An 18,546-nucleotide genomic window follows, 5' to 3' on the forward strand; every position below is an offset into this window, starting at 1 on the left:
GCTGGAAACACAGGTTGTTTCAGCGAAACGAGGCGCAAAATAAGGGCTTGAACCCGGTTGGGAAATTGCCGTAAAGAGCGCCACGGATCGAGAAGATCCAACAAAAGAGTGGGCCGTTAGCTCAGTTGGTAGAGCAACTGACTTTTAATCAGTGGGTCGCAGGTTCGAATCCTGCACGGCTCACCACTTTTTAACAAAAAAATATATTGCGATGCGCATGCCATTGCTTTGCGGATAAGTACGTCCGGTTTTTCGAACTAATCACGTGCGACGCCGATGCGACGGGCCAGTATCACTTTGCTTACCGCTTTCTCCGGTGTCGGTTGGGGCCGCGCAATCCTCCTTGGAATGCTCAGAGCGAACCAGATCCATCCAGTGTTGGGGGTGGGGGTACCTCGTTGGTAGGATTTCCGTTTACAGATTCATCTCCTATGCCTTCAGACCGTGCGAAACCGTTTCTCAAAATTGCTGTCCTCGTGCTGGGTCACCCGCGCTTTGGTGATTTCACCGCGGGTTACAAACTTACGCGTAGTCTCGCCACCTTCAGCGGTTCCACACCTTGCGAATTCATCAACAAATCCGGGGCGCGCATGCGCCAAAGAAACGATGATCTGACAGGTCGGGCGCTTGTTACCCGTGATAGGCGGCCACTGTCTTGAGTTGTGAAAAGCCATAAAGCGCCTCTAAGCCTTTCTCGCGGCCGTGGCCGGATTTGCCCACGCCGCCAAAAGGCAGTTCAACGCCGCCACCTGCCCCATAGTTGTTGAGGAAGACTTGACCCGCGTGCAGCCCTTTCGCCAACCGCATCTGCCGCGCACCGTCGCGTGTCCAGACGCTGGCGACAAGGCCGTAGTCTGTGCTGTTGGCAATGATTAGAGCCTGTTCCTCGGTGTCAAAGGGGATCAGAACCTGGACCGGGCCGAAGATTTCATCGCGGGCGAGCGGGTGATCCGGTGGCACATCCGCGAACAAGGTGGGCCGGACATATGCCCCGGTTTCTGGCGCATCCTGTGTGATCGTCCCTTCTGCCGCAATGGTCAGATCGGCGCCTTTGTCCAGAAAGCTGTTTACGATATGCTTTTGCCGCTCGGAAATCAGCGGCCCAACGCGAAGATCCTGCATCGCGGGCCCAACGCTAAGCTGTTCATAGGCCGCGGTCATGCGGGATTTGACCTGATCATAGACACCGCGCTGTACCAGAATGCGGGAGGAGGCCGAGCAGGTCTGCCCCGCGTTTTGAATGCCCGCATTCACCAGAAATGGCAGAGCGGCATCCAGATCGGCATCGTCAAACACCAACTGCGGGGATTTTCCGCCCAGCTCCAGCGTCACAGGCACAACGTTTCGCCCCGCAGCCTGTTGCACCAGGCCCCCCGTGGCGACCGAACCAGTGAACGAGATATGGTTGACCCCCGGATGCCCGGACAGTGCGGCTCCGGCCTCGGCCCCCAGACCGGGCACAACATTCAGTGCACCTGCTGGCAGACCCGCTTGCTGTGCGAGATGGGCAAAGGCCAGCGCGGTCAGGCAGGCCTCCTCTGCCGGTTTCAGAACACAGGCGTTGCCCATGGCCAACGCCGCCCCGACCGAACGCCCAATAATCTGCATCGGATAGTTCCACGGCACGATGTGGCCCGTCACCCCATGGGGTTCGCGCAGGGTATAGACGGTATAGCCATCGAGATAGGGGATGGTCTCACCCATCACCTTATCCGCTGCACCGCCGTAGAATTCACAATAGCGCGCCAGCGCAATGGCATCGGCGCGAGCCTGCGTCAGGGGCTTACCCACATCCATCGCCTCAAGCCGCGCCAGATCGTCCACGCGCTCCAACACCAATTGTCCCAGCCGGGTCAGGATGCGACCACGCTCCAAGGCCGCCTTGCGCCCCCAGTCGCCCTTTAACGCAGATCTGGCGGCGGAGACCGCCGCGTCAATATCCGCGCCCGAGCCGCGCGCGATCCGGCAGATCTCGGTCCCGTCTGACGGGTTGGTCAACGGCAATGTTTCGCCCGATGCCGTAGGCGTCCAGTTTCCACCGATCATGCAAAGGGTGGGGTCAAACCAGAGTGGTTGGGTCATTTTGGCCTCCATTCAGGCTCTAACAAAGGGTTTTACGCCGACAACTTCCCGATTTCAGGCAATTGGGGCGCGGCGGCGATCAAGGTTTGCGTGTAGGGATGCTGCGGGTCCGAGAATACCTGTTTGGTCTTGCCTTGTTCGACAATTCGTCCGGATTGCATCACCAGAACATGATCGGTGATGGTACGCACCACACTCAGATCGTGGCTGATGAACAGGTAAGTCAGATCATAAGCATCGCAGAGTTCGGCAAGCAGATCGAGGATTTGGGCGCGCACCGAAACGTCGAGGGCTGAGACCGCCTCATCGAACAGGATCAGTTCCGGCCGAATGATCAGAGCGCGGGCAATGGCGATCCGCTGGCGTTGCCCGCCCGAGAACTCGTGAATGTATTTGCCCGCATCATCGGGGCCGAGGCCCACTGCCGTCAGCATCTCTGCGATCCGGTCCTGGCGTTCGGAACCCTTTGGTGGCGTTTCCAACAGGTGAAAGGGTTCGGTAATCAGGCGCGCGACACGGTGGCGGGGGTTGAAGCTGCCATAGGGATCCTGAAACACGACCTGCATCTTGCGACGCACCGCAAGGTTGGGCCTGTGGCCGGTGAAAACCGGCTGACTGTCCAGCAGGATCTGACCGGATTGGATCTCTTCCAATCCCAGAATAGCCCGTGTTAGGGTCGATTTTCCGCAACCGGACTCGCCCACCAGCCCCAAACGCTCCCCTCGGTTGAGGGTAAAGCTGACACCATCCACCGCGCGGTGGTGACGCGGCGGTTCCAGCAGACCTTTGCGGGGAAGGCGGTAATCCCGGACGACCTGCGAAACCTCCAGAAGCGGGCGTTGCTGTGTAGGTTCAGGCAGGGTGACCTGATGACCCGAAGCTTCGAACAACATGCGGGTATAGGGGTGCTGCATATCTCGAAACAGGTTTCGGGTCGCGCCACTTTCGACGACCTCGCCGTGACGCATGATGACAATCTGATCGGCCATGTCCGAGACCACAGCCAGATCATGGGTGATCATCAGCAAGCCCATATCATATTCGCGAACCAGCCCTTTCAGCAGATCAAGGATTTGCGCCTGCGTTGTGACATCCAGTGCCGTCGTCGGCTCATCCGCGATCAAAAGCCTAGGGCGCAATGCGATGGCCATTGCAATGACCACACGCTGACGCTGCCCGCCCGACAGCTCATGCGGATACCGCGACAGAGGGAACCTGTCGGGCGGCAGGCCAACCCGGGTCAAAACCTCTGTGGCACGGGTCCGAGCCTGAGCAGGAGGCATTGCCTTGTGGATCAGGATGGTCTCCATCACCTGATCGCCGATGGTTTTCACCGGGTTGAGTGCCGTCATCGGTTCCTGAAACACCATCCCGATAGACGCGCCACGCAAGGCGCACATCTCGGCCTCGGATTGGGTCAGCAGGTTAGTGCCGTCCAGTCGGATCGCGCCGTCTGCCGTTGCCCCGTTTGGCAGAAGCTGCATCACAGCCAGTGCTGTCATGGATTTGCCCGAACCACTTTCACCTGTCACCGCCACGATCTGGCCTGGATCGATAGACAGGTTCACCCGTTTCAGGATCGGCACCCCGTGGATCGATAGGGACAGGTTTTCGACTTGCAGCAACGTCATGCCCGCGCCACCCTGATCCTTGGATCCAACCAGTCGCGCAGACCATCACCCAGCAGGTTCAAACCCAGCACGGTGACAATGATGGCCATGCCCGGAATCAGAGCCAAATGCGGGGCAAAACTGACCATTGTCTGCGCGTCCGCAAGCATACGGCCCCAACTGGGTGTCGGCGGCTGCGCACCCAAACCGACATAGGACAGACCCGCCTCGGCCAGTATGCCCAATGAAAATTGGATGGTACCCTGAACGATCAGCAGGTTGGCAACATTGGGCAGGATATGTTCGGCTGAAATCCGTGCTGCGCCTTTGCCCGACACACGGGCGGCAAGTATGAACTCGCGCTCCCACAGCGACAATGCGGCCCCGCGGGTGATGCGGGCGAAGACGGGGATGTTGAAAATACCGATCGCAATGATCGCGTTGATGGCACCGGCACCGAACACAGCCGTTATCAGGATGGCGATGACCAGTGAGGGAAAGGCAAAGACCAGATCGTTGCCACGCATGATCACCTCATCCAACCACGATCCTTTGCGCGCGGCGGCTGTCAGGCCAAGGGGTACGCCCAGCGCCATGCCGATCCCCACAGCCACCAGAGCCACCGCAATCGACGTGCGTGCACCGACCATGATCATCGAGAGCATGTCGCGGCCGAAGTGATCCGTCCCGAACCAGTGCCGTGCATCGGGCGTCTGAAGTTTGTTGGGGATATCCAGCGCGGCATAGTCGTAGGGTGTCCAGACAAACGAGGCCAGCGCCGCCAGCACCACCAGCGACGACAGCGCCGCGCCCAGAATCAGGTTGCGGCTCATGACCGGCTCCTTAGCCTTGGGTCAACGGCTGCATAGGCCAGATCCACCAGAAAATTCACGGTGATCACCGCAAAGACCAGCAGCATCACCACCGATTCAACCACGATCAGATCGCGGGCCGAAATGGCCTGAAACACCAACCGCCCGAGGCCCGGCAGGTAGAACACCTGTTCGATGATGATCGACCCGGCCAGCAGGAAGGAAAACTGCAAGCCGATGATCGTCAGCACGGGGATCAGCGCGTTTCGCACCCCATGCCGCCACAGAGCCTGACGACGCGACAATCCCTTAGCCCGCGCGGTGCGCATAAAATCCTCGCCCAGAATATCCAGCAGCGCGGATCGCATGACGCGGGCCAGGATCGCGGCCTGAGGAAGGGCTAACGCAATGGCGGGCAAAGTCAGCGAACGCAGCCCCGCCCAAAGGCCCTCGCCCCAGCCAACAAACCCACCGGCATTGAACCAGCGCAGGTTAATGGCGAAGATCAGCACCAGCATCATCGCGAACCAGAAATTGGGCACAGCGATACCAAGCTGTGTCGCCCCCATCACCGCCAGATCCCCGGGCTTGCCCCGACGCGCGGCGGCATAGATCCCGGCGGGAAAGGCGATCAGTGTGGACAGCGTGAGCGCATATAGCGCCAAAGGCAACGATACCCACAGCCGGTCCGCAATCATCTGCGACACCGGTGTGCGGTAGGTGTACGAGGTGCCGAAATCCCCGGCCACCATCCCCCCGACCCAGTTAAAATACCGCTGTACCCTTGATCCATCCAGACCCAGTTCAGCCCGCAGCGCGGCCAACGTATCCTCCTGCGCGTTGACACCCAGCATGAACGAGGCCGGGTCCCCCGGTGCGACCTCGATCACGGCGAAGATAACCACCGAGGCGACGGCAAGGCTGGCAAGCAATGAGATCAGTCGTTTAAGGGTATAGCGAAGCATTGAGGCCACGTTAGGGTCTCAGCCGTCACGGGTCCAGCATCTACGGCATCGCCAGACCTACAAATGGACCTGCGAAACCTTTGTCCCTTTCAGCCTGTCAATCCGAATGAGGCCCCTGACCCCGATTTTCGCCATGTTTGTTGCGTGTTTTTTCGATTTCGCACGTTCCGTGTTTTGCTACACTTGTTGGAACCGTTTCCGCAGGCCAGAGCGGCCAAGGAGCAATCCGGGCCGAACCAGGATTTACTGATAGTGTAGCGCTCATGCTGACAGAAAATAGAATTGAGATCGGGTTTCTGCTGTTCGATGGCTTTCCGATGGCTTGCCTGACCTCGGTCATCGAACCGCTGCGCGCTGCAAATGAGATCGCCGGGCAAGAGGCATTTCGCTGGTCTCTTGTGGCGGAAAACGGGGGAAAGGTCAGCTCCAGCGCTCATGTGCGTTTTGAGGCTGAACGCAACCTCTCAGACTGCCAGCCGATTGATATTCTGTTCCTGCTCAGCAGTCCGACCTCGGACTTCAGAAACCCGACCCAGGGGAATGGTGCGTTGCGGGCCTTGTCACGACACGGGACAATTCTGGGCGGTATCAGCGGCGGCGTTTTCCCGCTCGTGCGCTCGGGGGTCATGACCGGCCATCCGGTATCGGTGCACTGGTGTTACGAGGCTGCATTTCTGGCCGAGTTTCCCCAGATAGATGCGCGGCGCGAAGTGATCGTGTCGGATGCCACGCGGTATACTGCGGCCGGCGCGGCGGCCGCGTTTGATCTGGCCCTGCATCTGATTCAGGACCGGTTGGGCGGCGAAGTCGCACATGAGGTGGCCTGCTGGTTCCAGCATCCGATGATGAGAGGGGAGGGTGTTCAGCAACAGGTGCCCAGTGCAAGCAAACCTGCCACGGGTGAAAAGCTGCCGCCGCTTGTGGCGCGATGTGTCGACCTGTTCGCAAGCCGTATCGGCAATCCGATCTCGATCGCGGACATAGCGGATCAAACGGGCGTCACCTCCCGCCAGGTCGAGCGCGCCTTCAAACAGGCCACGGGGCAAAGCCCCAGCCATTATTTCCGGTCCATGCGGATGAAGGCGGCCCGTCAGATGGTTGTCTATACCAAGGACCCTATTGCCGACATCGCTGCGGCCATCGGATACAGCTCGGTCACGCCTTTGGTGACACACTATCGGTCCGCCTTTGGTTTAAGCCCCAGCGAGGACCGGCGACGGATCAACCGGTTTCGGGTCGAAGACAACGCCCCGCTGCCCTCAAGCTGACCTTGCCTTCAAAGCGCCGATTTCATTGCGGCCACAATCGCATGATGCAGTGACCCGGCAGACGATCTTGGCCCGTAGACACTGAACGAACCAGAAGCACGGCACAGGACGAAACATCCCAGGTGATGGATTGACGTGCGGGATGCGGCACCGACCGCCATTTTTCGGCAATCCAGACTGCTTAGCAATTCCAGCACTGCCAACACGCCCTCTCCGTCCAGATCAAACCTGACCCATGCGTCTGTCTGTTCGGAAACCGATGCGTTATCCCCAGTGCTTTCTTTCACCAGATGCGCCAGATCTTCATGCGTCTCAAAGGGCGCTTCTATCATCCATTGATCAGGCCCGGTCCAGAAGGCTACGATCGGCCCGCCGGTAAACTTACCAACGCCAGGCGTTTCCACTCCGATCAATTGGGATACGACGTTTCGGGTCTTGTTTTCCCGACCCAGCCGAGCGGCGACCGAGGCCAGCGCCACACCCGGAGTTTCGGTACAGGTCACGCTTCCGACCCTGTCGATCTTGGGTTCGGTTTCACCCAGCGCGGTTATTGCTTCAAGATCATGCACGGAGCCGTTCTCCCTCGGGGTCGACGAAATGGGCCGAGACGATTTCAACCTCGACCGTGAGATCGGTCACTGGCGACACAAGGCGCATCTTTTCGCCCTGACGTGTGATGCCGTTTTTCAAAAAGCCAAGGCCGATATGGCTGTCCAGCGACGGCGAATATGCTGCCGATGTGACATAGCCCTGATCATGGGCAGCATCCACGGGACCCGTGGCATTCATCAGATGCCCTCCGGCGGTTACCTTGTCGCCAGCGTTCACAGGCTTGATGCCAACCATCATCAAAGCATCTGGTTCGTTCAGCCCTTCACGCTCGGACAGGACTGAGCCGATGCTGTCTTTCTTCTTGGATACCATCCGACCCATTCCAAGGTTCAGGGCGGTGGTGGTTCCGTTCAACTCGTTGCCTGCGGCGTGACCCTTTTCGATCCGCATGACGCCCAGCGCTTCGGTGCCGTAGGGTACGACATCGAACTCTTCACCTTCCTGCATCAAACGCCGCATCAGCGCGTCGCCGTATCGCGATGGCACCGCGATTTCAAAGGCCAATTCGCCCGAGAAGGAAATACGGAACAACCGCGCGCGCAACCCGCCGCATAAGGTGATGTTGCCGCAAGCCATGAACGGGAAGCCTTCATTCGAGATGTCGAACTCGGGATCCACGATCTTTTGTAGAAGTTTGCGCGAATTGGGCCCGGCTACCGCATATTGTGCCCAGGCTTCGGTGGTCGAGATCAGTTGTACATCCATGTCCGGGAACAGGCATTGCCGGACAAATTCCATATGCTGGTAGACCTTGACCGCATTGGCGGTTGTGGTGGTGACCACGAAATGATCCTCGGCCAGACGCGCGGCGGTACCGTCATCCATCGCAATTCCATCCTCGCGCAACATCAGCCCATAGCGAGTTTTGCCGACGGCCAGTTTGGCAAATCCGTTGCAATATAGCCTATTCAGGAAATCCGCCGCATCCGCACCCTGAACATCAATCTTTCCAAGCGTGGTGCAGTCGCACACCCCGACCGAGGCGCGGGTCTGGCGCACTTCACGGTCCACGGATTCCCGCCAATGGGTTTCACCGGGCAGCGGGAACCACTGTGCACGCAGCCAATTGCCGACCTCGACAAACACCGCGCCGCGTTCCTTGGCCCAGTAATGTGACGGGGTCAGGCGGGTTGGATGAAACTCCTTGCCTTTCACCCGGCCAGCAAAGGTTGCAATCGGAACGGGCGTATAGGGCGGGCGGAAGATCGTTGTGCCGGTTTCCGGAATGGACTTACCCGCAAGCTCGGCCATGATCGCAAGCCCGCCCATGTTCGATGTCTTGCCCTGATCGGTGGCCATGCCCAACGTGGTATAGCGTTTCAAATGCTCGACCGAGCGGAACCCTTCCTGATGGCTGAGCTTCACATCCTTGACGGTCACGTCATTCTGCTGATCCAGCCACGCGCGGCTGCAACCCTGAACATACCAGAACGGTGTCTGCGAGATCGGGGTATCCTCGGCCTTAGGCAGATCGGGCAGCGGACCTTTCAGGCCCAGCGCCTGCGCCGCGCCTTCTGCCCCGGATTGCAGGGCGCCATGGGTGGACATCACACCATTCGCCGCCCCTGCGACGGACAGCCCAGGCGGCAAGTCCGCGCCGGGCACGAAAGCCGCCAGATCTTCGTTCCACGCGGGACGCCCCCGTTGATGGCAGGTCAAATGCACGTTGGGGTTCCAGCCACCCGAGACGCCAAGCGCCCCGCAGTCCAGCGTGCGCGACGACCCGTCTGCCAGCTCGACCTCGACAAAGGTCAGCCCCAGTCGGCCTTCGGTGTCCCTGACCTGCGCACCACGCAGAACTTCATAGTCATGGCTGGTCGGAGCGTCGTCACGGACGTCGACGACGGCAGCAATCCTGACACCTTTTGCGTGCAGGTCCGCAGCGGTGCGGTGACCGTCATTATTGTTCGTAAAGATGGCGACACGTTGCGCCGCCGTGGTTGCAAACCGATTTGCATAGCTGCGCAACGCACTTGCCAGCATGATGCCGGGCCTGTCGTTGTTTTCAAACGCGATGGGCCGCTCGGTCGCGCCAGCGCATAACAAGGCGCGTTTGGCGTAGATGCGCCAGAGGATCTGGCGCGGTTTACCGGAAGGCAGAGAAGCAAGATGATCGCCCGTCCGCTCAACTGCGCCATAAATGCCGTGATCAAAGGCACCGATCACGGTCGTGCGCGGCATCAGGCGGACGTTGGGCATTGCAGACAGTTCAGCGACACTCTGCTTAACCCAATCGGTCGCATCGCTGTCGTTCAGCGAAAAGGTTTCGCTGTTGAGCCGCCCGCCAAGTGCGAAATCCTCATCCGCAAGAATGATCTCGGAACCGGCCCGGCCCGCCGTCAGTGCCGCCATCAGCCCGGCTGGACCCGCGCCGATAATCAGCTGATCGCAATGTCGAAACCCCTTGTCATACTCATCGGGGTCTTCCTGCATCGACAACGACCCAAGTCCCGCAGCGCGGCGGATCATCGGCTCGTACAGCTTTTCCCAGAACGCGGCAGGCCACATGAAGGTTTTGTAGTAGAACCCCGCCGTCAGAAAGTTCGAAAACCTGTCGTTGATTGCCAGAGCGTCAAATCTCAGGCTGGGCCATCGGTTTTGGGAATGGGCCTCAAGCCCCTCGAACATCTCAACGGTCGTGGCACGAGTGTTGGGTTCCTGACGGCTGCCCGTGCGCAGCTCGACAATGGCGTTGGGTTCTTCCGAACCGGCAGTCAGCACGCCACGCGGGCGGTGGTACTTGAACGACCGGCCCATCAGGCGCACGCCATTGGCCAGAAGGGCCGAGGCCAGCGTATCGCCCGGATGTGCATGGTAACTGCGATTATCGAATTTGAAATTCAGGGTTTTGGTGCGGTCGATCTGACCGCCGCTCAGCCTGTTGTCTTGAGTCATTTGGAACGCCCCTGTGCCCGGGCCACGTCACGGGCCAGTTCCACTTTGGAAATCTCATGTGTCGCGGTGTTGCGAGTAACAACCAGCCAAGATCGGTCGCCCCCCTCGTGGAACCACAACTCGCGGTGTTCGCCGGCTGGATTGTCGCGCAGATAGGCGTAGTCATAAAACGCTTCGGCCGCGTCTTCGGCCAGCCAATCTGGCCTGTTGATCAACGAAGCGTCTCCCAGATAGACGAATTCGGAACTGTCGCGCGGGCCCAGCAAGGGATGATGGATGATCATGGTGCTGCTCCCCTCAGTGCAGGTTGGGCTGGTTGCCCATACCTTTTTCGTCGATCATGCGCCCAGTGCGGAACCGGTCGAACCGGTAGGCGGTGGCCGTCGGGTGCGGTTCATCCTTTGCCAGCAGATGCGCAAAGCAATACCCCGACGCCGGAGTTGCCTTGAACCCACCGTAACACCAGCCGCCATTGAAATAGAGGCCATCGGTGCCGGTCCGGTCGATGATGGGCGATCCATCCATGGACATATCCATGATCCCGCCCCACATCCGCAGCAGGCGCGCGCGACCGATCATCGGCATCAGGGCCATGCCGCCCTCGCAGACATCTTCGACCACGGGCAGATTGCCGCGTTGTGCGTACGAATTGTACCCGTCGATATCGCCACCAAAGACCAGCCCGCCCTTGTCGGATTGACTGACATAGAAATGCCCCGCGCCAAAAGTGATCACCCCGGGCAGAACCGGCTTAAGACCTTCTGACACGAAGGCTTGCAGGACATGGCTTTCGATTGGCAACCGCATACCCGCCATGCCCATGACACGCCCCGAATTTCCGGCCACGGCACAGCCAACCTTGCCTGCGCCAATGAACCCTTTCGACGTCTCAACCCCCAGACATTTTCCGTTTTCGATCCGGAAACCGGTCACTTCGCAGTTTTGGATGATATCGACACCGTGGCTGTCTGCTGAACGGGCATATCCCCAGGCCACCGCGTCGTGCCGAACCGTGCCACCACGCCGCTGGGCCAGCCCGCCCTTGATCGGGAACCGGGCATCGTTGAAGTTCAGGAACGGGTATTCCTTGCGCACCTGTTCGGCATCCAGCAGCTCGGCATCCGCGCCGTTCAGGATCATGGCGTTGCCCCGTCGCGTAAAGGCGTCGCGCTGGGCGTCTGTGTGGATCAGGTTGATGATCCCGCGCTGGCTGACCATCGCGTTATAGTTTACGTCCTGCTCAAGACCTTCCCACAGTTTCAGCGAGAACTCGTAGAAAGGTTCGTTGCCGTCCAGCAAATAATTCGAGCGGATAATGGTTGTATTGCGCCCGACATTGCCGCCACCGATCCAGCCTTTTTCAATCACCGCCACATTGCGGAGGCCAAATACCTTGGACAGATAATGCGCCGTTGAAAGGCCATGACCGCCACCGCCGATGATGACAATGTCGTAATGTGGCTTGGGCTCCGGCTCGCGCCAGGCCGGTGTCCATCCTTTGTGCCCGGTAAGAGCCTCTTTGATGACCTTGAAACCAGAGTATCGCATGAATCGGACCTTTTTTTTCAGAATCAGCGAAAAAACCGAATTTTGATACTCTTGAATCCGACATCTGTTGTGTTGAATCAGACACCACGACAATCAGCAGGGCCTGCTTAATCTTGCGATTTTTACTGTTGCTGGCAGTGCGCGGTGTCCGCCACGCCGTCCTGCTGCGCCGACAAGGGTCAGAACAGCCGGTAGCCAAAGCTATACACGCGATTTCAGAACCACATAGATGTGGGATTCGGCGCCTAAGACGTCATCAGAAAGACAACGACGGCATAGCCGATGATGGCGGCATATCCCAACGGGTAAATCCATTTGATCGCGTAATTGTCGAGCTTTTTGGCCGTCTCTTCCCGACCGGAGGTCTTCAATTTGCGCAGCATCACGCTGAAGACGATAATCGTTCCAGTCATCAGGAACATGCATTGCAGAATGAAATCCAGAAACGTCAGATAGCCAAGCTTGGGTAAGTCAGCGGAAATGGCCCAGTTGAAGGCCACAAAGACCAACAGGTTGCCGCCTGCGATCTCGATCCGTTTTCGGTATTCATCCAGAAAGAAAAGCGCCCATCCCACCGTGATCAGCACCAGCATCGGCAGGAAAATGCGGATGGTGTAATATGTCAGGTGCCGGGTGCCTTCGAAGACAAGTTCGACCCGGTCGCTTTCGTTGCCCGACAAACCGGTCGTCGTTGACGTCAGAGCCCTGGCATTGCCAAGTATCCATTCCTCTTCGCCAAGCATGTCACCCAGACCGGAGTATTCATCAAGCGCGTGATAGAGAACGAATTGCGACGGAAACACCGATACGACTTCGAAGTGAAATTCCTGCGTATCGAACGGGTATTTGCGAAAGTTGAAATGCGGAGCCTGCAAGGTTAGCGAGGATTTTTCGACAAAAGTCACGTGACCATCATGACGCACGGCAACTGCGGATTCATGAATCCATCGATTGGACTGTTGGTTGTGGATAACAAAAGCCGGGGTTACCACATCCAGCTCAGCGGCGTATTTCACGAAAGCGGGCGGTTCAAAAACCCGAAAATCACGACCAAGGCTTTCCGCATCAAACGCCAGCTCCGGGTCTGCCCATTCGAACCGCAGTACAACCACGGCACCATAGTTTTCGGACTGCTGATCGACGCCGGTAATCTGGTCGATCTTGATACCAACCCCGACTTGCAGCGGGTTGTCCGGGGTTCCCACAAGCGTGTCCTGCTGCCCTTGGAACAAGCCTTGCGCAAAACCTGCGCCGGGAAGGACAGACGCGAAAAGAAAAAGAAGGATTCCGGCAACAAAGCTATTCATGATCGTTAAGAAACGCATTTCGCAATGGTGAGGCTGGACCCGTCAAGCAGGCCCAGCCAACTGGTGTCATTCCGACCAGGAAATGGCAGTCAGGTCGATAGCCGCAGTTGGAGCGTTCTCCCACAGGCCCTGAACACCTGCCTTGGCGACGCCCAGCTTGGCCAGCTGGAACAGGTACCCGTTGACATAATCGTTCGAGATGAGGCGCTGTGCCTCACCCAGAAGACGGGTCCGTGCCTCGGGGTCGGTGGTGGTATTCAGCGTCTCCATCAGCGTCTGAAAGTCAATGCTGTCATACTGAAAGTAATAGTCGGGCCGCGCATAGATGCCGATATCCATCGGTTCGGTGTGGCTGACGATGGTCAGGCCAAACTCTTTGCCTTTGAACACCGATTCCAGCCACTGGGCCCATTCGACGTTGATGATCTCGGCCGTGATGCCGACCTCGGCCAGCTGCGCGGCGATGATTTCACCGCCCCGGCGCGCATAAGATGGCGGTGGCAAGTGCAGAGTTGTCTCGAACCCGTTTTCAAACCCCGCCTCTGCCAGCAAAGCCCTGGCCTTTTCGAGATCGTAAGAAGACTGGCCTGTCAGATCGACATAAGCGGGGTTGTGTGGCGCGAAGTGTGTCCCGATCGGGGTGCCGTATCCGAACATGGCGCCGTCGATTATGGCCTGCCGGTCAATTGCATGGGCCAACGCCTGCCGGACACGAATATCATTGAATGGCGGCTGTTTGTTATTGGTGGACAGGATCGTTTCACCCTCGGTCGATCCAACCAGAACCTGAAACCGCGGGTCAGCTTCAAACTGGGGCAGGTTTTCCGGTGCCGGGAAGTTGTCGAACACGTCCACATCTTCGGCCATCATGGCCGCAAAAGCGGCTGTCGGGTCCGAAATGAATTTAAACGTCGCAGTCTCTAAAGCGGGTTGATCGCCCCAATAATTGGGGTTGCGGTTCAGTGTTATGCTGTCGCCCTGAACCCAGTCACCAAAGGTAAAAGCGCCGGTACCAACCGGGTTTGTCTTGATGGTCTCGATGCTTTCAGGCGCGACGATCACCGCGTCACCCCAGGCAAGATTGAAGAGGAAGTTACCGTTCGGATCGGCCAGGGTGATCCTGACCGTCAGCGGATCCACGGCCTCGACGCTTTCGATCCCTGCAAACAATGCTTTCTGCGCGTTGGCGCTGTCCTCGGCCGTGGCCCGGTCAAGGCTGAATTTGACATCCTCGGCATCCATGGTCGTGCCGTCATGGAAGGTCACGCCGTCGCGCAGTTTGAAGGTATAAGTTTTGCCGTCTTCGGAAATCTCCCAGCTTTCCGCAAGGCCGGGAACGACCGAACCGTCGCCCATGAAACGGGTCAGACCTTCGAAAATGTTGGTGTAGACAACCGAATCGATGGCCTGAGCTGCTGCGCTGGTCGGATCTAGATGCGGGGGTTCCAGCTGCATGGCGATGGTGATGTCGGATTTGGCCAAAACCTGCGTTGCCAACAGGCTGGCGCCGATCGCCACGGTCGACGCGAATGTCCGAAGCACGTGTTTTGTCATGTGAACTCTCCCAACTGAAAATCTGCGCCCATGTTTTCCGGGCCGTTTTATCGGCAGTGTTCCTTTAAACCTGAGGTCAATCAAGGGAATGTTGGCGCAACCGGGGTTTCTTTGGCCCCGGCCGATCTGCTATGCCGCACTGCAACATAAGCCCTGCAGGAGCCAACCATGAGCGCCACCGCCCGCAAAAAGGCCCCGAACGCCGAAGATATTCGAGCCCGAAAAGGCGGCGTGCCTCTGGTCTCGCTAACCGCATACACGACGCCTATGGCGCGCCTGATGGACACGCATTGTGACTTTGTTCTTGTGGGGGACAGCGTCGGGATGGTTTTGCACGGGCTGGAATCCACCCTTGGTGTCACGATGGAGATGATGATCCTGCACGGTCAGGCCGTCGCACGCGGGCTGAGCACGGCGATGATGGTTATCGACATGCCGTTTGGCAGCTATGAGGAAAACCCGGCACAAGCGTTCCGCAACGCGGCGCGGCTGATGGCGGAAACCGGTGCGGGGGCAGTCAAGCTGGAAGGCGGTGTCGAGATGGCTGAAACCATCCGCTTTCTGGTCAGGCGCGGCATCCCGGTGATGGCGCATATCGGCCTGACCCCGCAATCGATCAACACGCTGGGCGGCTACAAGGTGCAGGGGCGTGACGAGCAGGCCGAAACCGTCATGGCAGACGCCCGCGCCATGGCCGAAGCTGGCGCGTTTTCCGTGGTGCTTGAGAAAGTGCCGCAAGGTCTGGCCGACAGGATCACCGAACAGGTTGCCATCCCCACCATCGGAATCGGAGCGTCCGCCGGTTGTGACGGGCAGATTCTGGTCGTCGATGACCTGGTTGGCTTTTTCACCGCCTTCAAACCAAAATTCGTCAAACGCTATGCCGAGCTTGGCCCGTTGGCCGAAGCCGCCATCGCAGATTATGCGGCCGAAGTGCGTGCGCGAACATTTCCGGCGGACGAACATGTCTTTGCTGATAAGGCTCCGGCGAAAGGACCAAAGACGTGACCGCGCCGATCCTGCGCTCGCTGGCGGAACTGCGAACCAAGACGACAGAATGGCACCGCGCAGGTGACGTTATCGGCGTTGTACCGACAATGGGCGCACTGCACGAAGGGCATTTGTCGCTGGCGCAGGCCGCAAAGGAAAACTGTGACCGGGTGATCGTGACGATCTTTGTGAACCCCAAGCAGTTCAACAACCCCGAAGATCTGGCGAACTATCCCCGCACGGAACATGAAGACGCGCAAAAGCTGGCCCCTTATGGCGTGGATGCGATCTATGTGCCGGACCCTCAGGATATCTATCCCGACGGCTTTTCCACCACGGTATCCGTGGCCGGTTTGACCGACATGATGGAAGGCCCTTTCCGCCCCGGCCATTTCGAAGGCGTGGCAATTGTAGTGGCCAAGCTGTTCCTGCAAACGCAGGCGGATCGAGCCTATTTCGGGGAAAAAGACTACCAGCAGCTGCTGGTGGTGCGCCGCATGGCCCGCGATCTGGACATTCCCATCGAGGTTGTTGGCTGCCCAACCGTGCGCGAGCCTTCGGGGTTGGCGATGTCGTCGCGCAATCTGCTGTTGTCGCCCGAGGGCGTAAAGGTCGCGTCCCGCATGAACGAGGTCATGCGGCGGGTGGCGGATAAGCTTGCCGCTGGCAAGGAATTCACGGTGCTGGCGCAAGACGCAAAAGCCGCATTGTTGGACGCTGGTTTTACCGAGGTGGAATATATCGATCTGCGCTGCGCCGAGACGCTGGAAAGCCTGCCCAATGCCTGCAAAACTGCGCGCTTGTTCGTCACGGCCTGGGCCGATGGCGTCCGCTTGATCGACAATATTCCCGTCGATCCGGTCTGATTTCTGCTCTGGCCCCGGCGCCGTTGTTTGCGCTAAAGTCGCGCAAAATGACACCGGGGGAGAGCGGACATGACCTATATTTTAGCAATTGATCAGGGCACCACGTCCTCGCGCGCGATCCTGTTCGACGGGCAGATGAACCGTGTTGGCACCGCTCAGCAGGAGTTCCCCCAGCATTTCCCGCAAGAAGGTTGGGTTGAACACGACCCCGAGGATATCTGGTCCAGCGTTCTGCATGTGTGTCGCGAGGTAATGAAAAGCGTCGGTGTTTCGGCTGACCAGATCACCGGCATCGGCATCACCAACCAGCGTGAAACCACCGTGGTCTGGGACAAGCAGACCGGCAAGGCCATCCATAACGCGATTGTCTGGCAGGACCGCCGCACCGCAGAAATCTGCGCCCGCTACAAGCAAGCCGGGTGTGAGGATGACGTCACCGCCCAAACCGGCCTTCTGCTGGACCCTTATTTCTCGGGCACCAAGGTCAAATGGCTGCTGGACACCGTTTCAGGCGCACGCGCGCGGGCTGAGGCCGGAGAGTTGCTGTTCGGCACCATCGACAGTTTCCTGATCTGGCGTCTGACCGAAGGTCGTGTCCATACCACTGACGCCACCAACGCCGCCCGCACCCTGCTGTTCGACATTCACAAAGGCGCCTGGAGTGCTGAGATTTGCGAGTTGCTGGATGTACCCGTTCATATGTTGCCGAACGTGCAGGATTGCGCCTCGGATTTCGGCGCAACCACCTTGCTTGGTGGGAACATCCCCATTCTGGGTGTGGCAGGCGATCAGCAGGCAGCCACCATCGGTCAGGCCTGTTTCCAGCCCGGTATGATGAAATCAACCTATGGCACGGGCTGTTTCGCACTGCTGAACACAGGTGCGCAGCCGGTTGAATCGAAAAACCGTCTTCTGACGACAATCGCTTACCAATTGGACGGTCAGCGCACCTATGCGCTGGAAGGGTCGATCTTTATCGCCGGGGCCGCCGTGCAATGGCTGCGTGATGCGTTGCAGATCATCGATTCGGCCCCGCAAAGCGGCGATCTGGCGGCGCAGGCCGACCCGAACCAGCATGTGATCCTGGTGCCAGCCTTCACGGGTCTTGGGGCTCCTTACTGGAAGCCGGATTGCCGCGGTGCGATGTTCGGTCTGACGCGCAATTCCGGCCGGGCCGAGATTGCCCGCGCCACGCTGGAAAGCATCGCCTTTCAGACCCGCGACCTGTGGCACGCCATGCAGGGCGACTGGGGGGCCGAGGCGGATGTCATCCTGCGCGTCGATGGCGGGATGAGTGCATCTGACTGGACAATGCAAGGTCTTTCAGATTGTCTGGGTGCCCCGGTGGATCGCCCGGTTATGCAGGAAACGACCGCCCTTGGCGCCGCATGGCTGGCAGGTATGAAAGCCGGGATATACCCGGATCAGGCCGGTTTTGCCCAAACATGGGCGCTGGACCGCCGGTTCGAGCCCACGCAAGAACAAGCCGAACGCGACGCGGCCTATGATCGCTGGCAACGGGCGGTTCAGGCGGCGATGGCGTTCTAGCTGTGATCTTTCAACAAGCGCTGCTTCTGCCTTGACCAGTCACGCTTGGCCTGAGTTTCGCGCTTGTCGTGGGTTTTCTTACCCTTGGCGATGCCGATTTTGACCTTGGCCAGTCCTCTGTGGTTGAAATACAGAACCAGCGGCACCAGTGTCATGCCCTTGCGCTGCGTCGCGTTCCACAGGTTCGACATCTGCTTGCGGGACACCAGCAGTTTGCGGCGGCGACGTTCTTCGTGCTTGAACATCTTGGCCTGCTCATACGGCGCGATATAACTGTTGACCAGCCAGAGCTCTCCGTCATCGACCGTGGCATAGCTTTCGGCGATGTTCGAGCCGCCCGCGCGCAGGGATTTGACCTCGGACCCTTGCAGGATGATGCCACATTCAATGTCCTCTTCGATTGCGTAATCGAAGCGGGCGCGCCGGTTTTCGGCGATTACCTTGTAATTCGGGTCTGTCTTCTGCTTGGCCATGACGCGTTGATTTAGG

At 58.9% G+C, this 18,546-nt stretch carries 15 protein-coding genes and 1 tRNA gene; 5 read left to right on the forward strand and 11 right to left on the reverse strand.

The window, feature by feature from the left end; genetic code table 11:
• Positions 1-110: 110 nt before the first annotated feature.
• Positions 111-186, forward strand: a tRNA-Lys gene (locus tag ACR0BF_RS13400).
• A 444-nt stretch (positions 187-630) separates the two neighbouring features.
• Here ACR0BF_RS13400 and ACR0BF_RS13405 read toward each other — a convergent pair.
• Genes ACR0BF_RS13405 through ACR0BF_RS13420 form a run of 4 tightly spaced genes read right to left on the reverse strand, consistent with a single transcriptional unit; the run spans position 631 to position 5,469 of the window.
• A complete protein-coding gene (locus ACR0BF_RS13405) occupies positions 631-2,082 on the reverse strand; it encodes an aldehyde dehydrogenase family protein (RefSeq protein WP_480625083.1) in 1,452 nt (483 codons plus the stop codon).
• A 32-nt stretch (positions 2,083-2,114) separates the two neighbouring features.
• Complete coding sequence (locus ACR0BF_RS13410; RefSeq protein WP_480625084.1) at positions 2,115-3,713, reverse strand: ABC transporter ATP-binding protein; 1,599 nt, start codon at positions 3,711-3,713, stop codon at positions 2,115-2,117.
• A complete protein-coding gene (locus ACR0BF_RS13415) occupies positions 3,710-4,525 on the reverse strand; it encodes an ABC transporter permease (RefSeq protein WP_480606098.1) in 816 nt (271 codons plus the stop codon). The genes ACR0BF_RS13410 and ACR0BF_RS13415 overlap by 4 nt, the downstream gene beginning before the upstream one ends.
• A complete protein-coding gene (locus tag ACR0BF_RS13420; RefSeq protein WP_480487848.1) occupies positions 4,522-5,469 on the reverse strand; it encodes an ABC transporter permease in 948 nt (315 codons plus the stop codon). Before ACR0BF_RS13420 ends, ACR0BF_RS13415 begins: the two co-directional genes overlap by 4 nt.
• Positions 5,470-5,732: 263 nt before the next feature.
• Between ACR0BF_RS13420 and ACR0BF_RS13425 the strand changes: the two genes are divergently transcribed.
• On the forward strand, positions 5,733-6,737 hold the full coding sequence (locus ACR0BF_RS13425; RefSeq protein WP_480494956.1) for a GlxA family transcriptional regulator: 1,005 nt from the start codon (positions 5,733-5,735) through the stop codon (positions 6,735-6,737).
• 8 nt (positions 6,738-6,745) lie between these two features.
• Here ACR0BF_RS13425 and ACR0BF_RS13430 read toward each other — a convergent pair whose 3' ends face one another.
• The 6 genes from ACR0BF_RS13430 to ACR0BF_RS13455 form a co-directional block, all read right to left on the reverse strand.
• A complete protein-coding gene (locus ACR0BF_RS13430; RefSeq protein WP_480519603.1) occupies positions 6,746-7,306 on the reverse strand; it encodes a sarcosine oxidase subunit gamma in 561 nt (186 codons plus the stop codon).
• Entirely contained in the window at positions 7,299-10,244 is a 2,946-nt protein-coding gene (locus ACR0BF_RS13435; protein ID WP_480625085.1) for a sarcosine oxidase subunit alpha family protein, read from the reverse strand. The genes ACR0BF_RS13430 and ACR0BF_RS13435 overlap by 8 nt, the downstream gene beginning before the upstream one ends.
• Complete coding sequence (locus tag ACR0BF_RS13440; protein ID WP_480474536.1) at positions 10,241-10,528, reverse strand: sarcosine oxidase subunit delta; 288 nt, start codon at positions 10,526-10,528, stop codon at positions 10,241-10,243. Before ACR0BF_RS13440 ends, ACR0BF_RS13435 begins: the two co-directional genes overlap by 4 nt.
• Before the next feature lie 13 nt (positions 10,529-10,541).
• Positions 10,542-11,792, reverse strand: coding sequence for a sarcosine oxidase subunit beta family protein (locus ACR0BF_RS13445; RefSeq protein WP_480625086.1), 1,251 nt, complete (start codon positions 11,790-11,792; stop codon positions 10,542-10,544).
• Between the two features lie 245 nt (positions 11,793-12,037).
• A complete protein-coding gene (locus tag ACR0BF_RS13450) occupies positions 12,038-12,997 on the reverse strand; it encodes a ligand-gated ion channel (protein ID WP_480625087.1) in 960 nt (319 codons plus the stop codon).
• A gap of 168 nt (positions 12,998-13,165) precedes the next feature.
• Positions 13,166-14,653, reverse strand: coding sequence for an ABC transporter substrate-binding protein (locus ACR0BF_RS13455; protein ID WP_480625088.1), 1,488 nt, complete (start codon positions 14,651-14,653; stop codon positions 13,166-13,168).
• A gap of 168 nt (positions 14,654-14,821) precedes the next feature.
• Here ACR0BF_RS13455 and panB point away from each other — a divergent pair, with 168 nt between their 5' ends.
• The 3 genes from panB to glpK all read left to right on the forward strand — a co-directional run bounded on the left by panB (position 14,822) and on the right by glpK (position 18,057).
• Entirely contained in the window at positions 14,822-15,661 is an 840-nt protein-coding gene (gene panB, locus ACR0BF_RS13460; protein ID WP_480625089.1) for a 3-methyl-2-oxobutanoate hydroxymethyltransferase, read from the forward strand.
• A complete protein-coding gene (gene panC / locus ACR0BF_RS13465; protein WP_480625090.1) occupies positions 15,658-16,509 on the forward strand; it encodes a pantoate--beta-alanine ligase in 852 nt (283 codons plus the stop codon). Before panB ends, panC begins: the two co-directional genes overlap by 4 nt.
• A gap of 69 nt (positions 16,510-16,578) precedes the next feature.
• Positions 16,579-18,057, forward strand: a complete 1,479-nt coding sequence (gene glpK / locus ACR0BF_RS13470) for a glycerol kinase GlpK (protein WP_480606111.1) — start codon at positions 16,579-16,581, stop codon at positions 18,055-18,057.
• Here glpK and smpB read toward each other — a convergent pair.
• Positions 18,054-18,530: an SsrA-binding protein SmpB gene (smpB, locus tag ACR0BF_RS13475; RefSeq protein WP_267365868.1), complete on the reverse strand. Its 477-nt coding sequence runs from the start codon at positions 18,528-18,530 to the stop codon at positions 18,054-18,056. The two genes, glpK and smpB, sit on opposite strands and share 4 nt — an antisense overlap.
• Between the last annotated feature and the right edge of the window lie 16 nt (positions 18,531-18,546).

Source organism: Ruegeria sp. AG7 (assembly GCF_056541545.1).

Excerpts from the sequence above, each read along its gene's own strand:
- panB (WP_480625089.1), top strand. The coding sequence starts at position 14,822 with ATGAGCGCCACCGCCCGCAAAAAGGCCCCGAACGCCGAAGATATTCGA.
- ACR0BF_RS13445 (WP_480625086.1), bottom strand. The coding sequence starts at position 11,792 with ATGCGATACTCTGGTTTCAAGGTCATCAAAGAGGCTCTTACCGGGCAC.
- ACR0BF_RS13405 (WP_480625083.1), bottom strand. The coding sequence starts at position 2,082 with ATGACCCAACCACTCTGGTTTGACCCCACCCTTTGCATGATCGGTGGA.
- smpB (WP_267365868.1), bottom strand. The coding sequence starts at position 18,530 with ATGGCCAAGCAGAAGACAGACCCGAATTACAAGGTAATCGCCGAAAAC.
- ACR0BF_RS13425 (WP_480494956.1), top strand. The coding sequence starts at position 5,733 with ATGCTGACAGAAAATAGAATTGAGATCGGGTTTCTGCTGTTCGATGGC.
- ACR0BF_RS13415 (WP_480606098.1), bottom strand. The coding sequence starts at position 4,525 with ATGAGCCGCAACCTGATTCTGGGCGCGGCGCTGTCGTCGCTGGTGGTG.
- ACR0BF_RS13410 (WP_480625084.1), bottom strand. The coding sequence starts at position 3,713 with ATGACGTTGCTGCAAGTCGAAAACCTGTCCCTATCGATCCACGGGGTG.
- glpK (WP_480606111.1), top strand. The coding sequence starts at position 16,579 with ATGACCTATATTTTAGCAATTGATCAGGGCACCACGTCCTCGCGCGCG.
- ACR0BF_RS13420 (WP_480487848.1), bottom strand. The coding sequence starts at position 5,469 with ATGCTTCGCTATACCCTTAAACGACTGATCTCATTGCTTGCCAGCCTT.
- ACR0BF_RS13435 (WP_480625085.1), bottom strand. The coding sequence starts at position 10,244 with ATGACTCAAGACAACAGGCTGAGCGGCGGTCAGATCGACCGCACCAAA.
- ACR0BF_RS13440 (WP_480474536.1), bottom strand. The coding sequence starts at position 10,528 with ATGATCATCCATCATCCCTTGCTGGGCCCGCGCGACAGTTCCGAATTC.
- ACR0BF_RS13455 (WP_480625088.1), bottom strand. The coding sequence starts at position 14,653 with ATGACAAAACACGTGCTTCGGACATTCGCGTCGACCGTGGCGATCGGC.